22 protein-coding genes are annotated in these 17,913 nt (G+C 74.7%); 15 read left to right on the top strand and 7 right to left on the bottom strand.

From position 1 onward, the window contains the following. Both F593_RS0118985 and soxR read left to right on the top strand, forming a co-directional pair. The coding region (locus F593_RS0118985) for a superoxide dismutase (protein WP_022930328.1) at positions 1–286 on the top strand (286 nt) is incomplete at its 5' end. 27 nt (positions 287–313) lie between these two features. Further along, positions 314–754, top strand: a complete 441-nt coding sequence (soxR, locus tag F593_RS0118980) for a redox-sensitive transcriptional activator SoxR (protein WP_022930327.1) — start codon at positions 314–316, stop codon at positions 752–754. A gap of 39 nt (positions 755–793) precedes the next feature. On the opposite strand, the gene F593_RS0118975 is transcribed toward soxR, so the two are convergent. Next, positions 794–1,042 carry a hypothetical protein gene (locus F593_RS0118975; protein ID WP_022930326.1) on the bottom strand — a complete coding sequence of 83 codons (249 nt, stop codon included), beginning with the start codon at positions 1,040–1,042 and terminating at the stop codon, positions 794–796. Positions 1,043–1,088: 46 nt separating this feature from the next. On the opposite strand from F593_RS0118975, the gene F593_RS26720 reads away from it, so the two are divergent. The 8 genes from F593_RS26720 to F593_RS0118935 all read left to right on the top strand — a co-directional run bounded on the left by F593_RS26720 (position 1,089) and on the right by F593_RS0118935 (position 9,082). Beyond that, the gene (locus F593_RS26720) at positions 1,089–1,799 is read left to right on the top strand and encodes an ATP-binding cassette domain-containing protein (RefSeq protein WP_022930325.1); all 711 of its coding nucleotides are present in this window, start codon (positions 1,089–1,091) and stop codon (positions 1,797–1,799) included. 70 nt (positions 1,800–1,869) lie between these two features. Continuing rightward, the gene (locus F593_RS0118965) at positions 1,870–2,553 is read left to right on the top strand and encodes a heme exporter protein CcmB (RefSeq protein ID WP_022930324.1); all 684 of its coding nucleotides are present in this window, start codon (positions 1,870–1,872) and stop codon (positions 2,551–2,553) included. 11 nt (positions 2,554–2,564) lie between these two features. Continuing rightward, the gene (ccsA, locus tag F593_RS0118960; RefSeq protein ID WP_022930323.1) at positions 2,565–3,296 is read left to right on the top strand and encodes a cytochrome c biogenesis protein CcsA; all 732 of its coding nucleotides are present in this window, start codon (positions 2,565–2,567) and stop codon (positions 3,294–3,296) included. Between the two features lie 26 nt (positions 3,297–3,322). After that, positions 3,323–3,601, top strand: a complete 279-nt coding sequence (locus tag F593_RS0118955; RefSeq protein ID WP_022930322.1) for a hypothetical protein — start codon at positions 3,323–3,325, stop codon at positions 3,599–3,601. Then, positions 3,598–5,016, top strand: a complete 1,419-nt coding sequence (gene hemA, locus F593_RS26715; RefSeq protein WP_022930321.1) for a glutamyl-tRNA reductase — start codon at positions 3,598–3,600, stop codon at positions 5,014–5,016. The genes F593_RS0118955 and hemA overlap by 4 nt, the downstream gene beginning before the upstream one ends. Then, positions 5,013–5,963 carry a hydroxymethylbilane synthase gene (hemC, locus tag F593_RS0118945; RefSeq protein WP_022930320.1) on the top strand — a complete coding sequence of 317 codons (951 nt, stop codon included), beginning with the start codon at positions 5,013–5,015 and terminating at the stop codon, positions 5,961–5,963. Before hemA ends, hemC begins: the two co-directional genes overlap by 4 nt. After that, entirely contained in the window at positions 5,960–7,534 is a 1,575-nt protein-coding gene (gene cobA, locus F593_RS0118940; protein ID WP_022930319.1) for a uroporphyrinogen-III C-methyltransferase, read from the top strand. Before hemC ends, cobA begins: the two co-directional genes overlap by 4 nt. A 438-nt stretch (positions 7,535–7,972) precedes the next feature. Beyond that, complete coding sequence (locus F593_RS0118935) at positions 7,973–9,082, top strand: pyridoxal-phosphate-dependent aminotransferase family protein (RefSeq protein ID WP_022930318.1); 1,110 nt, start codon at positions 7,973–7,975, stop codon at positions 9,080–9,082. 89 nt (positions 9,083–9,171) lie between these two features. On the opposite strand, the gene F593_RS0118930 is transcribed toward F593_RS0118935, so the two are convergent. Further along, positions 9,172–9,729 carry a carboxymuconolactone decarboxylase family protein gene (locus tag F593_RS0118930; RefSeq protein ID WP_022930317.1) on the bottom strand — a complete coding sequence of 186 codons (558 nt, stop codon included), beginning with the start codon at positions 9,727–9,729 and terminating at the stop codon, positions 9,172–9,174. A gap of 169 nt (positions 9,730–9,898) precedes the next feature. Here F593_RS0118930 and F593_RS26710 point away from each other — a divergent pair, with 169 nt between their 5' ends. The 3 genes from F593_RS26710 (at position 9,899) to F593_RS0118915 (ending at position 11,350) form a co-directional block, all read left to right on the top strand. Continuing rightward, positions 9,899–10,474 carry an RNA polymerase sigma factor gene (locus F593_RS26710; protein WP_211216189.1) on the top strand — a complete coding sequence of 192 codons (576 nt, stop codon included), beginning with the start codon at positions 9,899–9,901 and terminating at the stop codon, positions 10,472–10,474. After that, positions 10,471–10,698: a hypothetical protein gene (locus F593_RS0118920; RefSeq protein ID WP_022930315.1), complete on the top strand. Its 228-nt coding sequence runs from the start codon at positions 10,471–10,473 to the stop codon at positions 10,696–10,698. Before F593_RS26710 ends, F593_RS0118920 begins: the two co-directional genes overlap by 4 nt. Positions 10,699–10,771: 73 nt before the next feature. Next, positions 10,772–11,350, top strand: a complete 579-nt coding sequence (locus tag F593_RS0118915; RefSeq protein WP_022930314.1) for a type 1 glutamine amidotransferase domain-containing protein — start codon at positions 10,772–10,774, stop codon at positions 11,348–11,350. Positions 11,351–11,595: 245 nt separating this feature from the next. Here the strand turns inward: F593_RS0118915 and F593_RS30975 are convergent, their stop codons facing one another. After that, on the bottom strand, positions 11,596–11,754 hold the full coding sequence (locus F593_RS30975; RefSeq protein ID WP_245540826.1) for a hypothetical protein: 159 nt from the start codon (positions 11,752–11,754) through the stop codon (positions 11,596–11,598). On the opposite strand from F593_RS30975, the gene F593_RS0118910 reads away from it, so the two are divergent. Then, positions 11,710–12,438 (top strand): SAM hydrolase/SAM-dependent halogenase family protein, encoded by a 729-nt coding sequence (locus F593_RS0118910; RefSeq protein ID WP_245540828.1) that lies wholly within the window; start codon positions 11,710–11,712, stop codon positions 12,436–12,438. The genes F593_RS30975 and F593_RS0118910 overlap by 45 nt on opposite strands. An 11-nt stretch (positions 12,439–12,449) precedes the next feature. Continuing rightward, entirely contained in the window at positions 12,450–13,181 is a 732-nt protein-coding gene (locus F593_RS26705) for a biotin--[acetyl-CoA-carboxylase] ligase (RefSeq protein WP_169449226.1), read from the top strand. A gap of 186 nt (positions 13,182–13,367) precedes the next feature. On the opposite strand, the gene F593_RS26700 is transcribed toward F593_RS26705, so the two are convergent. The 4 genes from F593_RS26700 to F593_RS31140 form a co-directional block, all read right to left on the bottom strand. Then, the gene (locus F593_RS26700; protein ID WP_051160593.1) at positions 13,368–14,123 is read right to left on the bottom strand and encodes a class I SAM-dependent methyltransferase; all 756 of its coding nucleotides are present in this window, start codon (positions 14,121–14,123) and stop codon (positions 13,368–13,370) included. Then, positions 14,120–14,761 carry a class II aldolase/adducin family protein gene (locus F593_RS26695; protein ID WP_051160592.1) on the bottom strand — a complete coding sequence of 214 codons (642 nt, stop codon included), beginning with the start codon at positions 14,759–14,761 and terminating at the stop codon, positions 14,120–14,122. The genes F593_RS26700 and F593_RS26695 overlap by 4 nt, the downstream gene beginning before the upstream one ends. Before the next feature lie 2 nt (positions 14,762–14,763). Beyond that, positions 14,764–17,052, bottom strand: coding sequence for a 5-amino-6-(D-ribitylamino)uracil--L-tyrosine 4-hydroxyphenyl transferase CofH (gene cofH, locus F593_RS26690; protein WP_022930309.1), 2,289 nt, complete (start codon positions 17,050–17,052; stop codon positions 14,764–14,766). 114 nt (positions 17,053–17,166) lie between these two features. Continuing rightward, the gene (locus F593_RS31140) at positions 17,167–17,883 is read right to left on the bottom strand and encodes a potassium channel family protein (protein ID WP_157251991.1); all 717 of its coding nucleotides are present in this window, start codon (positions 17,881–17,883) and stop codon (positions 17,167–17,169) included. Positions 17,884–17,913 lie beyond the last annotated feature (30 nt).

The following is a 17,913-nucleotide window of genomic DNA, read 5'->3' as shown; positions in this document are numbered from 1 at the left end:
CGCGTTCGGCTCCTTCGACGAGTTCAAGAGCCAGTTCGAGGCCGCCGGCGTCGCGCGCTTCGGCTCCGGCTGGGTCTGGCTCGTCAAGGGCGACTCCGGCGTGGAGATCATCACCACCCCGAACCAGGACACCCCGCTGGCCGAGGGCAAGACCCCGCTGCTGGGCAACGACGTCTGGGAGCACGCCTACTACCTCAAGTACCAGAACCGTCGCCCGGAGTACCTCAAGGCGTTCTGGAACGTCGTGAACTGGGCCAAGGTCGCCGAGCGCTTCGCCGCGGCCTGATCCGCGGACGCTGAACGGGACCTCGTCGTGGCGTCCGTCATGACCATCGGCGAGGTCGCCGAGCGCTCCGGGATCCCCGCGACCGCCCTGCGCTACTACGAGTCGCGGGGGCTGATCGCGCCGGACCGCACCCACGCGGGGCACCGGCGCTACCCCCGGAGCGTGCTGCGGCGCCTGGCGTTCATCGTCTTCGCCCAGCGCGTCGGCCTCACGCTCGGCGAGATCGAGCGCACGCTCGCGACGCTCCCGCACGACCGCACGCCGACGCGCGCGGACTGGGCGACCCTGTCGGAGGGGTGGAGCGCCCGCGTGGACGAGGCGATCTCCGACCTCGAGCGCATCCGCGACGCGCTGACGACCTGCATCGGCTGCGGCTGCCTCTCGCTCGACCGCTGCGCGCTGGCCAATCCGGACGACCGCGCGGGGCAGACCGGCAGCGGCCCGCTCGTGCTCCGGAAGGGCGCCTAGCGGCGAGGGCGCGCGCCGGCCGCCGGAGCCCGCACGCTCTCAGCGGCGCTCGCGCGCCCGCTGCGCGGCGAGCTGGTCCTTCCAGTCCTCGCCCCAGATCTTGCCGCGGAACGCGACGACGAACGCCACCCCGACGGCGAGCGCGGCGATCGTCGCGACCACGTCGGACGCGCCCGCGACCGCGAGGATCGTCCAGACGGCGAACTCGATGACGACGAGGATGCAGATCCAGAACAGACGACCCCGCTGCTTGGGCTCGGGATCCGGGGTCCGATCGGCGCGCGCCATAGGGGCGAAGGGTAGGCGGTCCCGCGCCACGTAGGCTCTCCGACCGATGCCGGGACCGGAGGGAGCGCATCCGGACGCCGCCGTCCGGCTGGAGGGGCTGACGCGCCGCCGCGGCGAGCGCCTCGTGCTCTCCGACCTCACGCTCGTCGTCCCCGTGGGCGTGACCGTGGCGCTCCTGGGCCCCAACGGCGCGGGCAAGTCGACGCTGCTGCGCGTGCTCGCCGGTCTGATGCGCCCGACCGCCGGGGTGTGCTCCGTGCTGGGCCACGCCCTGCCCGCGGGGCGCCACGCCCTGCGCGGCCGCGTGGGGTACCTGGCCCACGAGCCCATGCTCTTCCGCGACCTGACGGTGCGCGAGAACCTGACCCACCGCGCCCGGCTGCTGCGGGTGGACGACATCCCCGCGCGCGTGGCGGAGCTGCTCGAGGCGACGGGCCTCGTGCGGCGCGCGGACTTCCCCGTCCACGCGCTCTCCCGGGGCCTGACCCAGCGCACGACTGCCGCGGCCACGCTGCTCGGCGACCCCGAGCTGCTGCTGCTGGACGAGCCGCTGGCGAACCTCGACCCGTCGGCCTCCGGCCGCCTCGGCGAGCTGCTGGGGCCCCGGCCGGGCCGCACCCGCGTGATCGCCGGGCACGACCCCGAGGCCGCGCTCGCCGAGGCCCAGATCGTGCTCGGCCTGCGTGACGGCGCCCCGGCGCTCCTGGCCACGCCCGACCGGGTCACGGACGCCGAGATCGGGGCGCTCTACGCATGAGTGTCGCTCGACCCACGACGGGCGCGCGGCGCACGACGGGCCACGACCGCCGGCCGGGGGCGCTGGCGCGGTGACTCCCTGGCTCTCCGACGTGCGTGCCGTCCTGGCGCTGGAGTGGCGCCGCGAGCGCCGCGCCCCCCAGGTGCTCCCGACGATGCTGCTCTTCAGCGTCGGGGCGTTCGTCCTCTTCCGCTTCGGCCTGCAGGACGGACGGGTCGACGGCCCGCTCGCTGCCGGCGTGCTCCTCGTGACCACGCTGCTGGCCGCCGTCCTGGGGATCGGGCGGCTGTGGGCGGCGGAGCAGGACGAAGGCGGGCTCGACGCGTACCGCCTGACCCCGGCGTCGGCCTCGGCGCTCGTGGCGGCGAAGGGCCTGGCGCTCTGGTCGTTCCTGCTCGTGCTCCACGCCGTGGCGCTGCCTGCGTTCGTGTTCCTCCTGCTGCAGGACGGGCTCGACGGCGGGGCGATCCTCCGCGTGGTGGCGGGCCTGGCCCTCACCGACCTCGGCATCGCCGCGGCCGGGGCGCTCGTGGGCGCGATCGCCGCCGCGGCCCGCTCCCGCGACCTGCTCGTCCCGCTCCTGGCGGTGCCCCTGCTGATCCCGCTGGTCGCGATGGCCTCCGAGGCCCTGGCCCCGCTCCTGACCTCGCCCGCCAAGGTGACGGAGGTCCGGTGGTGGGTGGGGCTGGCTCTGTACGATGGGGTGTTCCTGCTGGTCTCCTGGGCGGTCTCCGACGGCATCGTCGAGGACTGACCCCGCCGACGATGCCCTACGCCCGTCGCCTCCTACCCCTGACGCTCGTCACCGCGCTGATCGTGGTGGCCTGGATCGTCGTGTCCACCGCCGTGGTCCCGACGGACCAGACCGAGGGCATCCGCCAGCGGCTGACGTACCTGCACCCCGCGTTCGCGATCGTCACCCTGATCGCCTTCGTCGCCGGGGCGTTCTTCGGCTGGCAGCACCTCAAGCACGATCGCCCGTTGGACGATCTGCGCGCCTACGTGGCGATCCACATGGGGCAGATCTTCTGCGTCGTGGCGCTCATCACGGGCGCGATCTGGGGCAAGACCGCGTGGGGCGTGTGGTGGGACTGGGGCGAGCCCGTGCTCGTCACGTTCCTCATCATCTTCCTGCTCTACGCGACCTACCAGCCCATGCGGTTCGCGATCGAGGACCCGGAGCGCCAGGCCCGCACGGCGTCGGTCTTCGCCGTCTCCGCCGGCATCTTCGCGCCCGTCTGCTTCGGCGTCGTGCGGATGACGACGAACCTGCTGCACCCGCAGCCGCTGAACGACCCGGGCTCCAACCTGCCCGGTACCGCCGGCCTCGCGTTCGGCCTCTCCGTCCTCGCCCTGCTCGCCCTCTTCATCACGCTGTGGCACCTCGAGGTCACGCACAAGAGCGTCCGCATCCGCGTCCGCAAGCTGCAGCGCCGCGTCGAGGGCGAGGACGCCGTCCCCGTCGTCGCCCGCGCGTCCTCCCCGGTCACCCTGTAGCGCCGCCGCACCCCAGGAACGAGCACGTGATCCCGACCCTCATCGCCCAGACCGCGCCCGACACGGGGAGCCCCGGCTACGTCGTGGCGGCCGTCGTCGTCTCCGGCGCGCTGGTCCTCCTGTACCTCGTGATCGTGGCGTTCCGCGTACGCGACTCGGCCAACCGGCTCGAGGCACTGGAGGCCCGGCTCGACGCCGCCGCGGCCGCCCGCCGCGACGTCCAGGGCACCCCGGAGGACGGCGCGGCGGTCCGCGAGGCCGAGGCGGTCGCCGCGGCCGCCCAGGCGTCGGGGGAGCCACGATGAACGAGCTGCTCGTCCTCGGCATCTCGCACAAGACCGCGCCCGTCGCCGTCCGCGAACGCCTCTCCGTCACGGACCCGCAGATCGAGCGGATGCTCGGGGCGCTCGGCGAGAGCGAGCACGTGCACGAGGCCGCCGTGCTCTCCACGTGCAACCGCACCGAGGTCTACGTCGTCGTCGGCGACCCGGTCCAGGCCGAGGGCGACCTGCTCTCGGAGATCGCGACGAGCTCGCGGATCCGGCCGACCGAGCTGGCCAACCTCGTCTACACGCCCCGCAACTGCGACGCCGCGCGGCACCTCTACCGCGTCGCCTCGGGGCTCGACTCGATGATCCTCGGCGAGTACGAGGTCCAGGGCCAGGTCAAGCGCGCCTACGAGACCGCGCTGAAGATGGGCACGACGGGTCCGATGCTCAACCGGCTCTTCAAGGCCGCGCTGCGCACGGGCAAGCGCGTGCGGACGGAGACGGGCATCTCCTCGCGCCGCACCTCGGTGGCCTCCGTCGCCGTCGACCTCGCGGCCCAGACCGTCGGTGACCTCGCCGACCGGCGCGTGATGATCATCGGCGCGGGCGAGACCGCCGAGCTCACGGCCCAGGCGTTCGCCACCCAGGGCGTGCGCACGCTCTTCGTCTCCAACCGCCACGCCGACCGCGCCCGCTCGCTGGCCGACCGCTTCGGCGGCCGCGTCGGCACGCTCACGGACCTCCCGGAGCAGCTCGCGAGCGCCGACGTCGTCATCTCCTCCACCGGCTCCCCGCACCCCGTGCTCGGCGCGGAGGAGCTCGGGCTCGTCATGCAGGAGCGGGCCGAGAGCGGCGACGAGCGCCCCCTCGTCCTCATCGACATCGCCGTCCCGCGCGACATCGATCCGGAGTGCGCGCGCGTCCCCGGCGTCTCGCTCTACGACATCGACGACCTGCAGGCCGTCGTGGCCCGCAACCTCGCCGGCCGCGGCGAGGAGGCCGAGGTCGCCGAGGAGATCGTCGAGGAGGAGATCCACCGCTTCGCCCGCTGGATGGGGCAGATGGAGATCACGCCGACGATCGTCGACCTGCGCACCCGCGCGTCGGAGATCGTCGAGGCCGTGATGGCGGAGAACGACGGCCGCTGGGAGTCCGCCAGCGCCGCCGACGTCGAGCGCATGGAGCGCGCCGCCCGCACCGTCGTCCAGCGCCTGCTGCACGAGCCGACGGTGCGCCTGAAGGACGCCCGCGACCGCGACGACGCCCACGGCCACGTCGAGGTGCTCCGCGAGCTCTTCGGCCTCGACGGCGAGGGCGACCACGTCCACGGCGCTGGCGAGCGGGCGCACGGCCACGGCGTGGAGACGCACACGCCCGCGGCGGCCGCGGCCCACGCGGCGATCCCGGACAACGTCCGCGCGATCGCCGGCCGGCGCGCGCACGGCTCGTGATCCGGCTCGGCAGCCGCCGCAGCCCGCTCGCGCTCGTCCAGGCCCACGCGGTCGCCGGCGCCCTGCGGGCGGCCGGGCACGACGTGGAGATCGTCGAGGTCGTCACGACGGGCGACCGCGACCGCGCGGCACCGGACAAGGCGAAGTGGGTCACCGAGCTCGAGCGCGGGCTCGTCGAGGGCACGATCGACCTCGCGGTCCACTCCGCCAAGGACGTCCCCGGCGACATCCCGGACTCCCTCGCGCTCGTCGCGGCCACGGAGCGCGAGGATCCGCGCGACGTCCTCATCGGCGCGCGGTCCCTCGAGGACCTGCCGGAGGGCGCCCGCGTCGGCACCGCCAGCCTGCGCCGCGCCGCCCAGCTGCTCGCCACCCGCCCCGACCTCGACGTCGTCGAGATCCGCGGCAACGTCGACACCCGCCTGGGCCGGCTCTCCTCCGCCGTCCCGGCCCACGCCGACCCGGTCGACGCGATCGTCCTCGCCGCCGCCGGCCTGCACCGCCTGGGCCGCGAGCCCGAGGGCGTCTCTCCCCTCATCGGCCCGGCGTTCGTCTCGGCCCCCGGCCAGGGCACCCTCGCCCTCGAGGCACGCGCCGACGACCCGGCCATCGCGGAGGCCGTCCGCGCCGTGCACCACGAGGACTCGTGGGTCGCGCTGCTCGCGGAGCGGGCGGTCTCGGGGGCCCTCGGCGCGGACTGCACGAGCGCCGTGGGCGCCCACTGCCGCCGGATCGGCGACGGCCTCACGCTCGAGGGCTTCGTCGGCGCGCCCGACGGCTCGGGCTGGGTCGTCGACATCCAGGAGGGCTCCGAGCCGGAGGCGCTCGGCGCCCTCGTCGCGGAGCGCCTGCGCCGCGCGGGTGCGGACGAGCTGCTCGACGCCGCGCGCGCCGAGTCCGACATCCCGCCCGGCCCCGAGCCCCACCGAGAGGACCGCCCCGAGTGAGCACCCCCGACAGCGCCGCCACCCCGACCCCCGGGACGGCGTACCTCGTCGGTGCCGGGCCGGGCGACCCGGGGCTGATGACGGTGCGGGCGCTCGAGGTCATCGCCGAGGTCGACGTCGTCCTCTACGACCAGCTCATCCCGCCGACGGCGCTCGACGGCGCCCGCCCCGACGCGCTCCTGGTCGACGTCGGCAAGCGCGGCGGCGGCAAGCAGGTCCCGCAGGCCGAGACGGAGGCGCTGCTGCTCGACCACGCGCTCGCCGGCCGCTCCGTCGCCCGCGTGAAGGGCGGCGACCCGTTCGTCTTCGGCCGCGGCGGCGAGGAGGCCCAGCGTCTGCGCGACCGCGGCATCCCGTTCGAGATCGTCCCGGGCGTGACCGCGGGCATCGCCGGCCCGGCCTACGCCGGCATCCCGGTGACGCACCGCGAGCACGCCCCGGGCGTCGCGTTCGTCACGGGCCACGAGGACCCGAACAAGCCCGAGTCGACGATCGACTGGGACGGCCTGGCGAACTTCCCCGGTACCCTCGTCTTCTACATGGGCGTGCGCCGCCTGCCCGCGATCGCGTCCTCGCTGGTCGCCGCGGGCCGCCCCGAGGACGAGCCCGCCGCCGTGGTGCAGTCCGGCACCCTCGGTACGCAGCGCGTCGTCACCGGCACGCTGGCGACGATCGCCGCCGTGGCCGCGGAGGCCGGGATCAAGGCGCCGGCCGTCACGGTCGTCGGCGGCGTCGCGGGCCTGCGCGACGAGCTGCGCTGGTTCGAGGACCGCCCCCTCTTCGGCAAGACCGTCGCCGTGACCCGCGCCCGCGCCCAGGCGTCGGGCGTCGCGCGCCGGCTGCGTGCGCTGGGCGCCGAGGTCGTCGAGACCCCGACGATCCGCACCCGCTCGCTCGAGGCGACCCTGCCCGACCTCGTCGACGTCGACGTGCTGGCGCTGACCTCGCCGAACGGCGTGCGCGAGTTCATGGCCGCGCTCCTGCGGTCGGACCAGGACGGTCGCAACCTCTACGGCACCATGATCGCCGCCGTCGGCCCCGGCACCGCCCGGGCCCTGCGGGAGCACGGCATCCGCGCCGACGTCGTGCCGGAGACGTTCACGGGCGAGGCGCTGGCAGCAGCCGTCGGCGCCGCGCCGCCCGTCCGCCGGGCGTCGGGCCCGGCGCCGCGCCCGCGCCGCGCGCTGCTCGTCCGCGCCGCCGCGGCCGGCGACGCCCTGCCCGACGGCCTGCGCGCCGCGGGCCTCGAGGTCACGGACCTGCCGGTCTACGAGACCGTCGCCGAGCCCCTGGCCCCCGAGACCCTCGAGCGCCTGCGCGAGGTCGACTACGTCACCTTCACCTCGGCCTCCACCGCCGGGTTCCTCGCCGACGCGGGCGGCGTCACCGACGCCGAGGCCACGGCCCCGCACGGCCGGCTCCCCGTCGGCCCGGACACGCGCGCGGTCTCGATCGGCCCCGTCACCTCGGCGGCGCTCGCCGAGCTGGGTGCGAGCCCGGCCGTCGAGGCCGACGAGGCCACGATCGACGGCCTCATCGCCGCGCTCGTGGCCGACGCCGCGATGCGCTGAGGGCCCCGTCGCGGTCACGGCCGCACCACGCTGAGGGCGCGTCGCGCTCCCGGCCGGGTCGTGCGCTCACGGCCGCCTCCCGCGCTCACGGCCGGCTTCGTTCCGACGGCCGCACCGATTGCCGCGAGCAGTCTGCGGGCCGCGTGGTGGCAAGCCTCGAACCGGGCAGTACGAATATGACAAGCGCGCTTGTCATATTCGTACTGGCGCGGGGGGACGGTGGCCGGCCCGGCGTCGTACGTCGTGTGCCACCGCCTGGAGACCCATCGCGGTCGCGGCCGCCAGGAGCCGACCCATGACGACCCGCGCGTGCCCCACGCGGTCCGTCAGTCGCCCGAGGCACGGGGCGGCCAGGCGTGTTCGCCTCGCCGGCGGTCACGACGAGCCTGCGGCCTGGGCCCGCCGGTCCCCCGCCCGCGGAGGTGCCAAGATCGACCCATGAGCCTCGCGATCCCCAACGGCGCCCTGCTCGACCCGCCGGCGCTCAGCGCCGACCGCTTCGCGGCGATCGAACGCGACGTCGCCCGGCTGCTGGGCACGGAACAGGACGTCGTCGTGCTGCAGGCCGAGGCGATCCTCGCGCTCGAGGCGGTCGCCCGCGGCGTCGGCGTGCAGGGGACGGTCTGCCTGAACGTCATCACCGGCCCGTACGGCGCGCACTTCGGCGAGTGGCTCGCGGCGGGCGGGGCCGAGGTCGTCGACCTGGAGATCCCGCTCGAGCGCGCGGTGACCGCGGACGAGATCGCCCGGGTGCTCGAGGATCGGCCCGAGATCTCCGTCCTGTCCTTCGTCCACGCCGAGGTCGCGACGGGGACCGTGAACCCGCTGCCGGAGATCGCCGAGGTGGCGCGGGAGCACGACGTCCTCACGGTGGTCGACGCGGTGGCCTCGGTCGGCGGCCACGCGCTGCCCATCGACGAGACCGGGCTCGACATCGTCATGGTCGGCCCGCAGAAGGCGTTGGGCGGTCCCGCCGGGGTCTCGGCGCTGACCGTCAGCGCCCGCGCGTGGGAGACGCTGGCCGCCGCGCCGACCCCGTGGCGCGGGTCGATCCTCTCGCTCCTGGACTGGAAGGAGCGCTGGATCGACGCCGGGCGCCAGGCCATCCCGGGCACGCCCGCCGTGCTCGAGATGCTCGCGCTCGAGGCCGCCTGCGCGCGCGTGCTCGCCGAGGGCGTCGACGCCGGGATCGCCCGCCACGCCCGCACGTCGCGCGCGTGCCGCGCGGGCGTCGCCGGGCTCGGGGCCGCCCTCTGGGTCGCCGAGGACGCCGAGGCCTGCCAGCTGACGACCGCGATCCGGCTGCCCGACGAGGTCGACCGCGCCGAGCTCGTCGACCGGGCCCGCGACGTCTACGGCGTGGCGCTGACCCCGGGCGGCGGCAGCCTGCGCGACGTCATGGTGCGCATCGACCACATGGGTCCCGCGGCGAACGAGCGCACGGTCCTCGCCGGCGTGGCGGGGCTCGGGGCGGCGCTGGCCGACCTGGGCGCGTCGACCGACGTCGGCGCAGGCGTCGCCGCGGCGGTCGCCGCGCTGCGCGGCTGAGGTCCCGACCGGCGGCGACCGGCAGCCCGGCGACCGGCAGCCGGCGACCGGCGCGAAGGCGCGGCCGCCGGGTGCCATCGGCCGTGGGCCTAGGCCGCGGTGCGCTGGGCGGCGGGGAGGACGACGGGGAAGTCGATCTCCACCTGGGCGACGGTGTTGAAGTAGTTCGTCAGGACGTTCAGCGCGACGTGGGCGACGATCTCCGCGATCGCGGCGTCACCCCAGCCGGCGGCGCGCACCGCGTCGACCTGCTCGTCGGTGACGTGGCCGCGTCCGTCGTTGATCTGGCGAGCGAACCGGAGCGCGGCTCGCGTCTTCGGATCCTCGCTGTCGGCGGACCGCGCGGCGGTGATCTGCTCGTCGCTGAGCTTGGCGACGTTTGTGCCGAGGTAGGTGTGGGCGCTGAGGCAGTAGCCGCAGCCGTTGGCCTCGGCGACATCCAGCGCGAGCAGCTCGCCGAGGCGGGCCCCGAGGGTGCCCTTGCCCAGCGCGCCGCCGAAGCCGAGGTAGCTCTCGAGCACCGCCGGGGACTGGGCCATCGTGCGCATCATGTTCGGCGTGACGCCGAGCTTGGCCTGGACGGCGTCCAGCAGCGGCTTGGCCTTGGCGTCGGCGGAGGTGGGATCGATCGGGGCGATGCGGGGCATGGGTGGTCCTTCTGCGTGGCGGGCCTGCCGGAACGGCCGGCCCTGGATCGTTGTGCCTCTCGTCAGCGTCCGTGCGGCCCGTGGTCTTACCTCCACCGCCGAAGACTTCTGCGACGATCGCCGGCGACGCCCTGTGCCTGCTGCCGCCGACTGGACCACCGCCATGTGGGTGCAGCGTCTCGACGCCGGTCACCCGGATCACGACCGTGCGGTCGCGGGACTGCACGGCCTGCTGCTCGGGGGCGCGCGGAAGGAGGCCCACCGGCGTCTGGGCTCGCTGCCCGACGCGGTCCGCGCGGACCTGGACGACCTCTGCCTGCAGGCCGCGAACGACGCGCTGCAGGCGGTGGTGGGCAAGCTCGACGACTTCCGGGGCGACAGCCGGTTTACGACGTGGGCGTACAAGTTCGCGATCTTCGAGATCTCCACCCGGCTGCGGCGGCACGCCTGGCGAGGACAGCGCGTCGAGCTCGACGACGACGCCTGGGACCGGCTCCCGGGCGTGCGGGACGCGGGCGCGGAGCAGCGTGCGGTGCTGGGGTTGGTGCGCCAGGGGATGGACGAGGTGTTGAGCGACCGCCAACGCCTGGTGTTCAGCACCGTAGTGTTGGAGGAGGTGCCGATCGACGTGCTGGCCGAGCGCCTCTCGTCCAACCGCGGTGCGATCTACAAGACCGTCCACGACGCCCGCCGCAAGCTCCGCGCGCACGTCGAGGCCGCCGGCTACGCGGAGTACCTGCCATGACCCACGACGACGTCCGCCACCGCCTGCTGCACGTCGAGGCTGCCGACCCGGGGTGCGACGCGTGCCTCGCGCGCCTCGACGTGTGGGCCGACGGCGTCGCCTCGGGCCTCCCCGGCGAGGTCGCCGAGCCGACCGTCGCCGCGCACCTGCGGAGCTGCGCGGCCTGTTCCGAGGACGCCGAGGGGCTGCTCGCGCTCGTCACCCCGGAGGCCCCGGACTCCTGACCGGGGTCGTTTTCGGCGCAAGCACCTCGGGTAGCCGTGGGGGGAGACAGGACCACCGATCAGGAGGACCAGCATGGCGAACGAGCTGCAGGGCAAGAAGGTCGCGATCATCGCGACGGACGGGGTCGAGCAGGTCGAGCTCGAGAGCCCGCGCGACGCGGTGCAGCAGGCCGGCGCCACGACGGAGCTGCTCTCGCTGGACACCGGCGAGATCCAGGCGATGAACGGCGACATCGACAAGGGCGACACGTTCCCCGTCGACAAGAAGGTCGGCGGGGCGAACGTCGAGCACTACGACGGCCTGCTGCTGCCCGGCGGCGTCGCCAACCCGGACAACCTGCGCCAGGACGCGGACGTCATCGCGTTCCTCCAGGCGTACTTCAAGACCGGCAAGCCCGTCGGCGTGATCTGCCACGGGGCGTGGACGCTCGTCGAGGCGAACCTCGTCAAGGGCCGCACGCTGACCTCGTTCCCGTCGATCCGGACGGACATCGTCAACGCGGGCGGCGAGTGGGTCGACGAGGAGGTCGTGGTCGACAAGGGCCTCGTCTCCAGCCGCAACCCCGGCGACCTCGACGCCTTCAACGCGAAGGTCGTCGAGGAGTTCGCCGAGGGTGAGCACGACGTCGCACCGGCCGGCGCGACGGCCTGAGTCCCACCGCCGAGCGCCTGCGCCGCCGCGCCCGCGAGGGGCGGTCCGGCGCGGGCGTCGGCGGGATGCCGGCCCGCACCCCGGCGCCCAGGACGGGCGCCGGCGCGTGCGTCGCCCCGGCGGTCACGAGTCTCCACGCATCGCGTCGGCGCCTCGTCCCTGATCACGGTCCATGCCCCGTTCCTACCCGGTCGGACGCGGGACTATCGCCCGGGATCTGCAGGTCGCGTTGCCGCGGAGCACTCTCACGCGGCGGGCTCCCCGGCCGCCTCTAGGATCGACGCATCGAGCGCAGAACGGTCACCTTCCTCTCCGACTACGGCCTCCACGACGAGTTCGTCGGCGTCTGCCACGCCGTCATCGCCCGGATCGCCCCGGACGCGCGGATCGTCGACCTCACGCACGGCATCCCGTCCTTCGACGTGCGGCTGGGGGCCATCACCCTCCAGCGCACGCTGCCCTACGCGGCTCCGGGCGTGCACCTCGCCGTCGTCGACCCCGAGGTCGGCGGGCACCGCCGGCCGATCGCGATCCGGGTGGCCGAGGACGACCGGATCCTCGTCGGGCCCGACAACGGCCTGCTGTGGCTGGCCGCGCAGCGCTTCGGCGGCATCGTCCAGGCGGCCGACGTCTCGCGCTCCCCGTACCGCCTGGAGCCGGTCTCGGCCACGTTTCACGGGCGCGACATCTACGCCCCGATCGCCGCGCGGCTGGCGGCGGGCCTCGACCTCGACGACGTCGGTGATCCGCTCGAGCCCGACGCCGTGCTCCCCCTCGCGATGCCGATGGCCGAGCTCGACGGGGAGGAGCTCGTGGCCCACGTGCTCGCGTTCGACCGCTTCGGCAACGTCATGCTCGACCTCGAGCACGAGGAGCTGACCGCGGGCGTCGGGCTCAAGCTCGGCGACCAGATCGACGTGAACGGCCTGCGCGGCATCTACGCCTCGACCTTCGCCGACGTGCCGCCGGGCACCGTCCTGCTCTACCAGGACGCCAACCGCGCGATGGCCGTGGCGATCAACCGCTCCTCGGCGCGCGAGGCGCTCGAGCTCGTCGCGGACGCCCCCGTCCGGATCCGCCGCGCGTGACCGGCCGGCCCGTGCCTCCCGGCGCCGGCCGCCTGGGCGAGCCGCGCCACCACTTCGTCGAGGTCGGGTCGACGAACGACGAGGCCCGCCGCCTCGCCACGGACGGCGCCCCGCACGGCACGACGGTCACCGCCACGAGCCAGACCGCCGGCCGAGGCCGCCAGGGCCGCGTCTGGGTCGCGCCCGCCGGCCAGGCGCTGACCGTGTCGATCGTGCTGCGCGGCCTGCGGCACCCGGCGCTGCTGCCGCTCGCCGTGGCCGTCGCCGTCGCCGAGACGGTCGGTGACGACGCCCGGATCAAGTGGCCCAACGACGTCGTCTTCGTCGGCGACGACGGGGCCCTGCGCAAGGTCGCGGGCATCCTCTGCGAGGGGCGCCCCGCCGAGGGGTGGGCCGTGGCGGGCATCGGGCTGAACGTCGCGCTCGACCTCGCCGACGTCCCCGACGAGGTCGCCGCCCGCGCGGCCACGATGGGCCGCTCGGCGGACGAGCTCGAGCCGGTCCTGGCCGAGCTGCTGGAGCGGCTGACCGCGGCGCTGGACCGCGAGCCCGCCGACCTGCTGCACGCCTGGTCCGCCCGCGACGTGCTGGCCGGCGCCGAGATCGCCTGGGAGCGCCCGGGCGGGGGCGACCCGGGTGCGGGCGTCGCGGATGGCGTGGACGCCCAGGGCCGGCTGCTCGTGCGGACGGACGTCGGAGTCGAAGCGCTCGACGCCGGCGAAGTGCACCTCGTGCGGCGGTAGGGGCGCTGGGGGCGGACACCGCCCCGTCGGCCACCGCCCCGTCGGCCACCGCCCCGTCGGCCACCGCCCCGTCACACACCGCCCCGTCGGCCCACCGCCCCGTCGGCCCACCGCCCCGTCACACACCGCCCCGTCGGCCCACCGCCGCGGCCGTCGGCCCGCGGGGCGTGGGCGTTGGCGCCGCCGTCAGCGGCGCCGGAGGATCCGCACGGTCGCCTCTTCACCCCCGCGCGGCGGCAGCTCCGTCACCCGCCAGCCCGCGACGCGCGCCAGCGCCCAGAAGGCGTCCGCCGGCGGCCGGCCCGGGTCGGCCATCCAAGCCTCGCCGTCCGGGGCGACGACGCGGTCGAGCGTGGCGAGCAGCGGCTCCCGGTGGCGGGCCTCGTAGAGCACGTCGGCCGCCACGACCAGCGGCCACCCGTCGTGCGGGGCCGGGGGGCCGGGGTCGGCGAAGAGGGGCCCGTCGACCGCGGCGAACCAGTCCAGACGTCGCACCGTCAGCTCCACGCCGTTGCGCGCGGCGTTGCGGGTCAGGAGCTCCAGGGCGTCGGGGGCCCAGTCCGTCGCGGTCACCTCAGCCCCGAGGGCCGCCGCCGCGAGGCCCGTGACGCCGAGCCCGCAGCCGAGCTCCAGGATCCGCAGGCCGGCCACGCCGCGCTCCGCCAACCGCGCCCCGAGCACCGGTGCGCTCGGCCACAGCTCGGCCCAGTAGGGGAGGAACTCCTCGTGCTCGAACGCGTCCTCGTCGAGCAGCGCCTCGGGGTCGCGGGGGCGCAGCACGTCGAGCGTCAAGCTCGCGACGACGATGGGCTCGGCGACCAGGTCGGACTCGGCGGCGGCGGCGCGGGCGCACTCGCCGCCCGCGCCCGCGGTCGCCTCGCCGGACTCCCCGCCCGCACCCGTGGTCGCCGCGCGGGGATCCTGGTCCGGCACGTCCGTCACGGAGCGGAGGCCCAGCCCGTCGTGGCGGGGAGCGCCATTTCGGAGGCGCTGGCGGCCCACGGCGCGGCGCCCCGCAGCAGCCACCCGATCTGCGCCTGGCGTTCGAGGACGCGGGCGACGAGCAGCGCTCGCTCCGGCGTGTCCCCGGCGGCCAGCACCCCGTGGCGGCCCAGCAGCACCGCGCTGCCGGAGCCCAGCGCGGCGACGGCGCCTTCGGCGAGCTCGGCGCTGCCCGGCGCGGCGGGCGGGGCGGTCCGGACGGGGTCGATGCCGTGGTAGGCCAGGTCCTCGAGCTCCGGGCCGAGCGGCTCGTCCAGGAAGCTCCACGCGGTCGCCGCCAGGCTGTGGGTGTGGACGAGGGCGCCGACGTCCGGCCGTGCTCGGTAGACGGCGAGGTGCAGCGGGAGCTCGCGGGACGGGAGGCCGCCCGGCAGCGGCTCGCCCGAGACCACGTCGACCCGGGCCAGGTCGCGGGGGCGCATGCGGGCGTAGGGCGCGCGCGTCGGCGTGATCAGCAGGGCGCCGCCGTCGCGCGCGCTGACGTTGCCGACGGTGCCGACGACGAGGCCGTCGGCCTCGAGGGTCCGGGCGACGGCGACGACCCGACGACGCAGGCCCCGGGCCACGTGCTCGCCCATGGCTACGCCGCCGCGGTGGCCACGGGCGGCGCGGCCGGCACGCCCACCGGGTACTCCCGCAGGCGGGCGTAGAGCGTCGAGCGCTCCGCGGCGGGGCGGCCGGCGGCGTGCGCGGCGGCGACGAGCTGGTGGGGGTGGAGGATCGTGCCGTGCTGGGCGCCGGCGAGGCGCGAGATGTTCTCCTCCATCAGGGTCCCGCCGAGGTCGTTGACGCCCCAGCGCAGGGCTTCGGTGGCGCCCTCGAGGCCCATCTTCACCCAGGAGGCCTGGACGTTCGTGATCGTACGGCCGAGCGCGAGCCGGAAGACGGCGGTGTGGCGGAGGCTGTCCTCCGTCGTGATCTCCTCGACCCCGTGGGTGCGGCCCAGGCGGGTCTGGAACGGGATGAACGAGAGCGGGACGAACTCCGTGATGCCGCCCGTCTCCTCCTGCACCCGACGCACCAGGCGCAGGTGCTGGGCCAGCTCCCACGGCTCCTCGATGTGGCCGAACATCACCGTCGACGTCGACGGTACGCCGGCGCGGTGCGCCGCCTGGATCACGTCGACCCAGCGCTGCACCGGCAGCTTGTTCGGCGAGATCCGCTGACGCATCCCGTCGACGAGCACCTCGGCGGCGGTGCCCGGCGTCGAACCCAGCCCGGCCTCGACGAGGCGGGGGAAGAGCTCGTCCAGCGGCAGGCCGGAGATGTCGGCCATGTGGGCGATCTCCATCGGCGAGTACGCGTGCAGGTGCAGGTCGCGCCCGTTCTCGAGGCCGAACCGCTTGGCCAGCCGCAGCCAGCGCTCGTAGTCCTCGAGCGTCCAGTCGGGGTGGATCCCGGACTGGATGCAGAGCTCGGTCGCGCCGTACTCCACGGCGTCGCGAACCCGCTCGGCGTACTGCTCCTCGGACACGTTGTAGGCGTCGGGGGAACGCTTGGACTGCCCGAACCCGCAGAACGCGCAACCGACGACGCAGACGTTCGAGATGTTGATGTTGCGGTTGACCACGAAGGTCACCGTGTCGCCCGCGAGCTCGCGGCGCAGGCCGTCGGCGGCGTGGCGGATCTCCTCCACGGCGACGGGGTCCGTCTCGACGAACAGCGCCGTCAGCTCCTGCTCCGAGAGCAGCACACCCTCCCGCGCCTTCTCCAGCGCGGGGGCGACGAGATCGCGGTCGATCGCGAAGGGCGCCTCGGAACGGCCGGACGTCCCGCGCGGAATGAACGTCCAGTACTTCACCGTGATGGTGTCGAGGACGGCGGGGTCGATCCACTCCTCGTTGATGTACTGCCCGTAGACGCACAACCGCTCGGAGAGGGCCGCGCCCTGGGGCTTCAGCTGCTCGCGCACCTGCTGCGGCGACGGGAACGGGTGCTCGGGGGAGATGTGGTCGCCGTTGGCGGAGAGCCCGCCGAGGTCGGTCGCGCCCGCGGCCACGAGCTGCGGCCACCAGTCCGCGAGGTTCGGCGGGATCTGGATCCCGATGTCGGGCATGAGCCGCCGCGTCTCGGCGACGAGCTCGACCATGTCATCGATCGAGATCGGGTTGGCCCACTTCGGCAGCCCGAGGTGCGGCGAGCGCTCCCAGCCCAGCGAGCTGTCGCCCACCCCGGTGCGCCAGTAGTCGCGGGCGGCCTCGTCGGCGATCGCGCCGACGTCGCGGCCGTAGTACTTCTCGTGCGGCACGAAGTTCTGGAGGATGATCTCCTGCAGGTGGCCGTGCTCGGCCTGCACCTCGGCCAGCGCGGCGAGCGAGTCGAGCCGCTCCTGCCGCGTCTCGCCGATGCCGACGAGGATCCCCGTGGTGAACGGGATCTTGAGCTCCCCGGCGGCGCGGATCGTCGCCAGCCGCCGCTGCGGGTGCTTGGACGGCGAGCCGGCGTGGACCGTCTCCATCAGCCGCTCGGAGATCGACTCGAGCATCACGCCCTGCGAGGCGGTGACGTGCCGCAGCCGTGCGAGATCGGTCTTCGAGATCGCACCGAGGTTGGTGTGGGGGAGGAGCCCCCGCTCGAGCGCGCGCTCGCCCGCCCAGACGACGTAGTCGACGAAGTCCGTGAAGCCCCACTCCCGCAGCTGCGCGAGGACCTCGGGGTGCGAGTCGGGCTCCTCGCCCGTGAGGATCAACAGCTCCTTCGCACGCCGCTTGACGGCCTCGTCGAGGATCTCCTCGACCTCCGCGGGCGGGTGCAGGTGGAACTTGCGGGTGGCGAAGGCGCAGTACTTGCACACCGACGAGCACGTCCGCGACAGCGACAGCGTGTGGTTCCGGCTGAACGTGACGCGGCGAGGAGCGGCGGCGACCATCGGGCGATTGTGTCGCACGCCCCGGACCGGGGCGTGCAGCACGCCGGATCCGGTCAACGGCGGTGCCGGGGGCCTGACGGGGCGCCGCCCCGGCCCCCTGAGCGGGAACGCGGCTCAGGGCTTCGGAGGAGAAGCCAGCAGCCGCTCGATGCGATCGAGTTGCGCTCGAACGACGGCGAGTTCCGTACGGAGGTCGTCCGACGCCGGATCAACCGGTCTCGCCGTCGTGAACCGCTCGGCGATCGCGCCGATCAGCAGCGTCCCGAACCCGATGCCGACAACCATCACCACGATCGCGATGACCCTTCCGAGATCCGTCTCCGGGGAGATGTCCCCGTACCCGACGGTGGTCATCGTGGAGACGGCCCACCACACGCCGTCCCATGAGTTCGGTTGGTCTTCGACGGCGGCGAACGCGGTGCCACCCCCGACGACGGTCAGGAACGCCAGCAACGAGGCGTACCGGATGCCGTCCGTCGAAAGGAACTGGCGCAACGGTACGACGAGCCGCAGCAACCGGAGAATCTTGAGCAAGCGGAGGACGCGCGTCGCCGCGAGGCCGGCCGGCAGCAAGGGAGGGGTGAGGAGGGTGACGAACACCTCGACGGGGTGCTCGCGGATCCAACGCCGGCGGTCCGGAACGATCGCGAGCATGACGACGAGCTCAGTCACGAACGCGAGCCAGGTCCCCCAGTTCAGCACGACAGCGACGGTGTCCCATGGCTCGCCGACGGCCGACTCCTCGAGGACGAGCATCGGGACGACGAGCGCCGCCGCCACGAGCATCGGTATCCGGAAGCGTCGTTCTACCCGCTCGGTGCGCTCGTCCACGAGGCCTCGTTCCCCGCAGGAGGTGAGACT

This window comes from Patulibacter americanus DSM 16676 (assembly GCF_000420025.1).
Classification (GTDB): Bacteria; Actinomycetota; Thermoleophilia; order Solirubrobacterales; family Solirubrobacteraceae; genus Patulibacter; species Patulibacter americanus.
The sequence above is the reverse complement of the archived record's forward strand: the minus strand, read 5'-3'. Positions and strand labels throughout refer to the sequence as shown.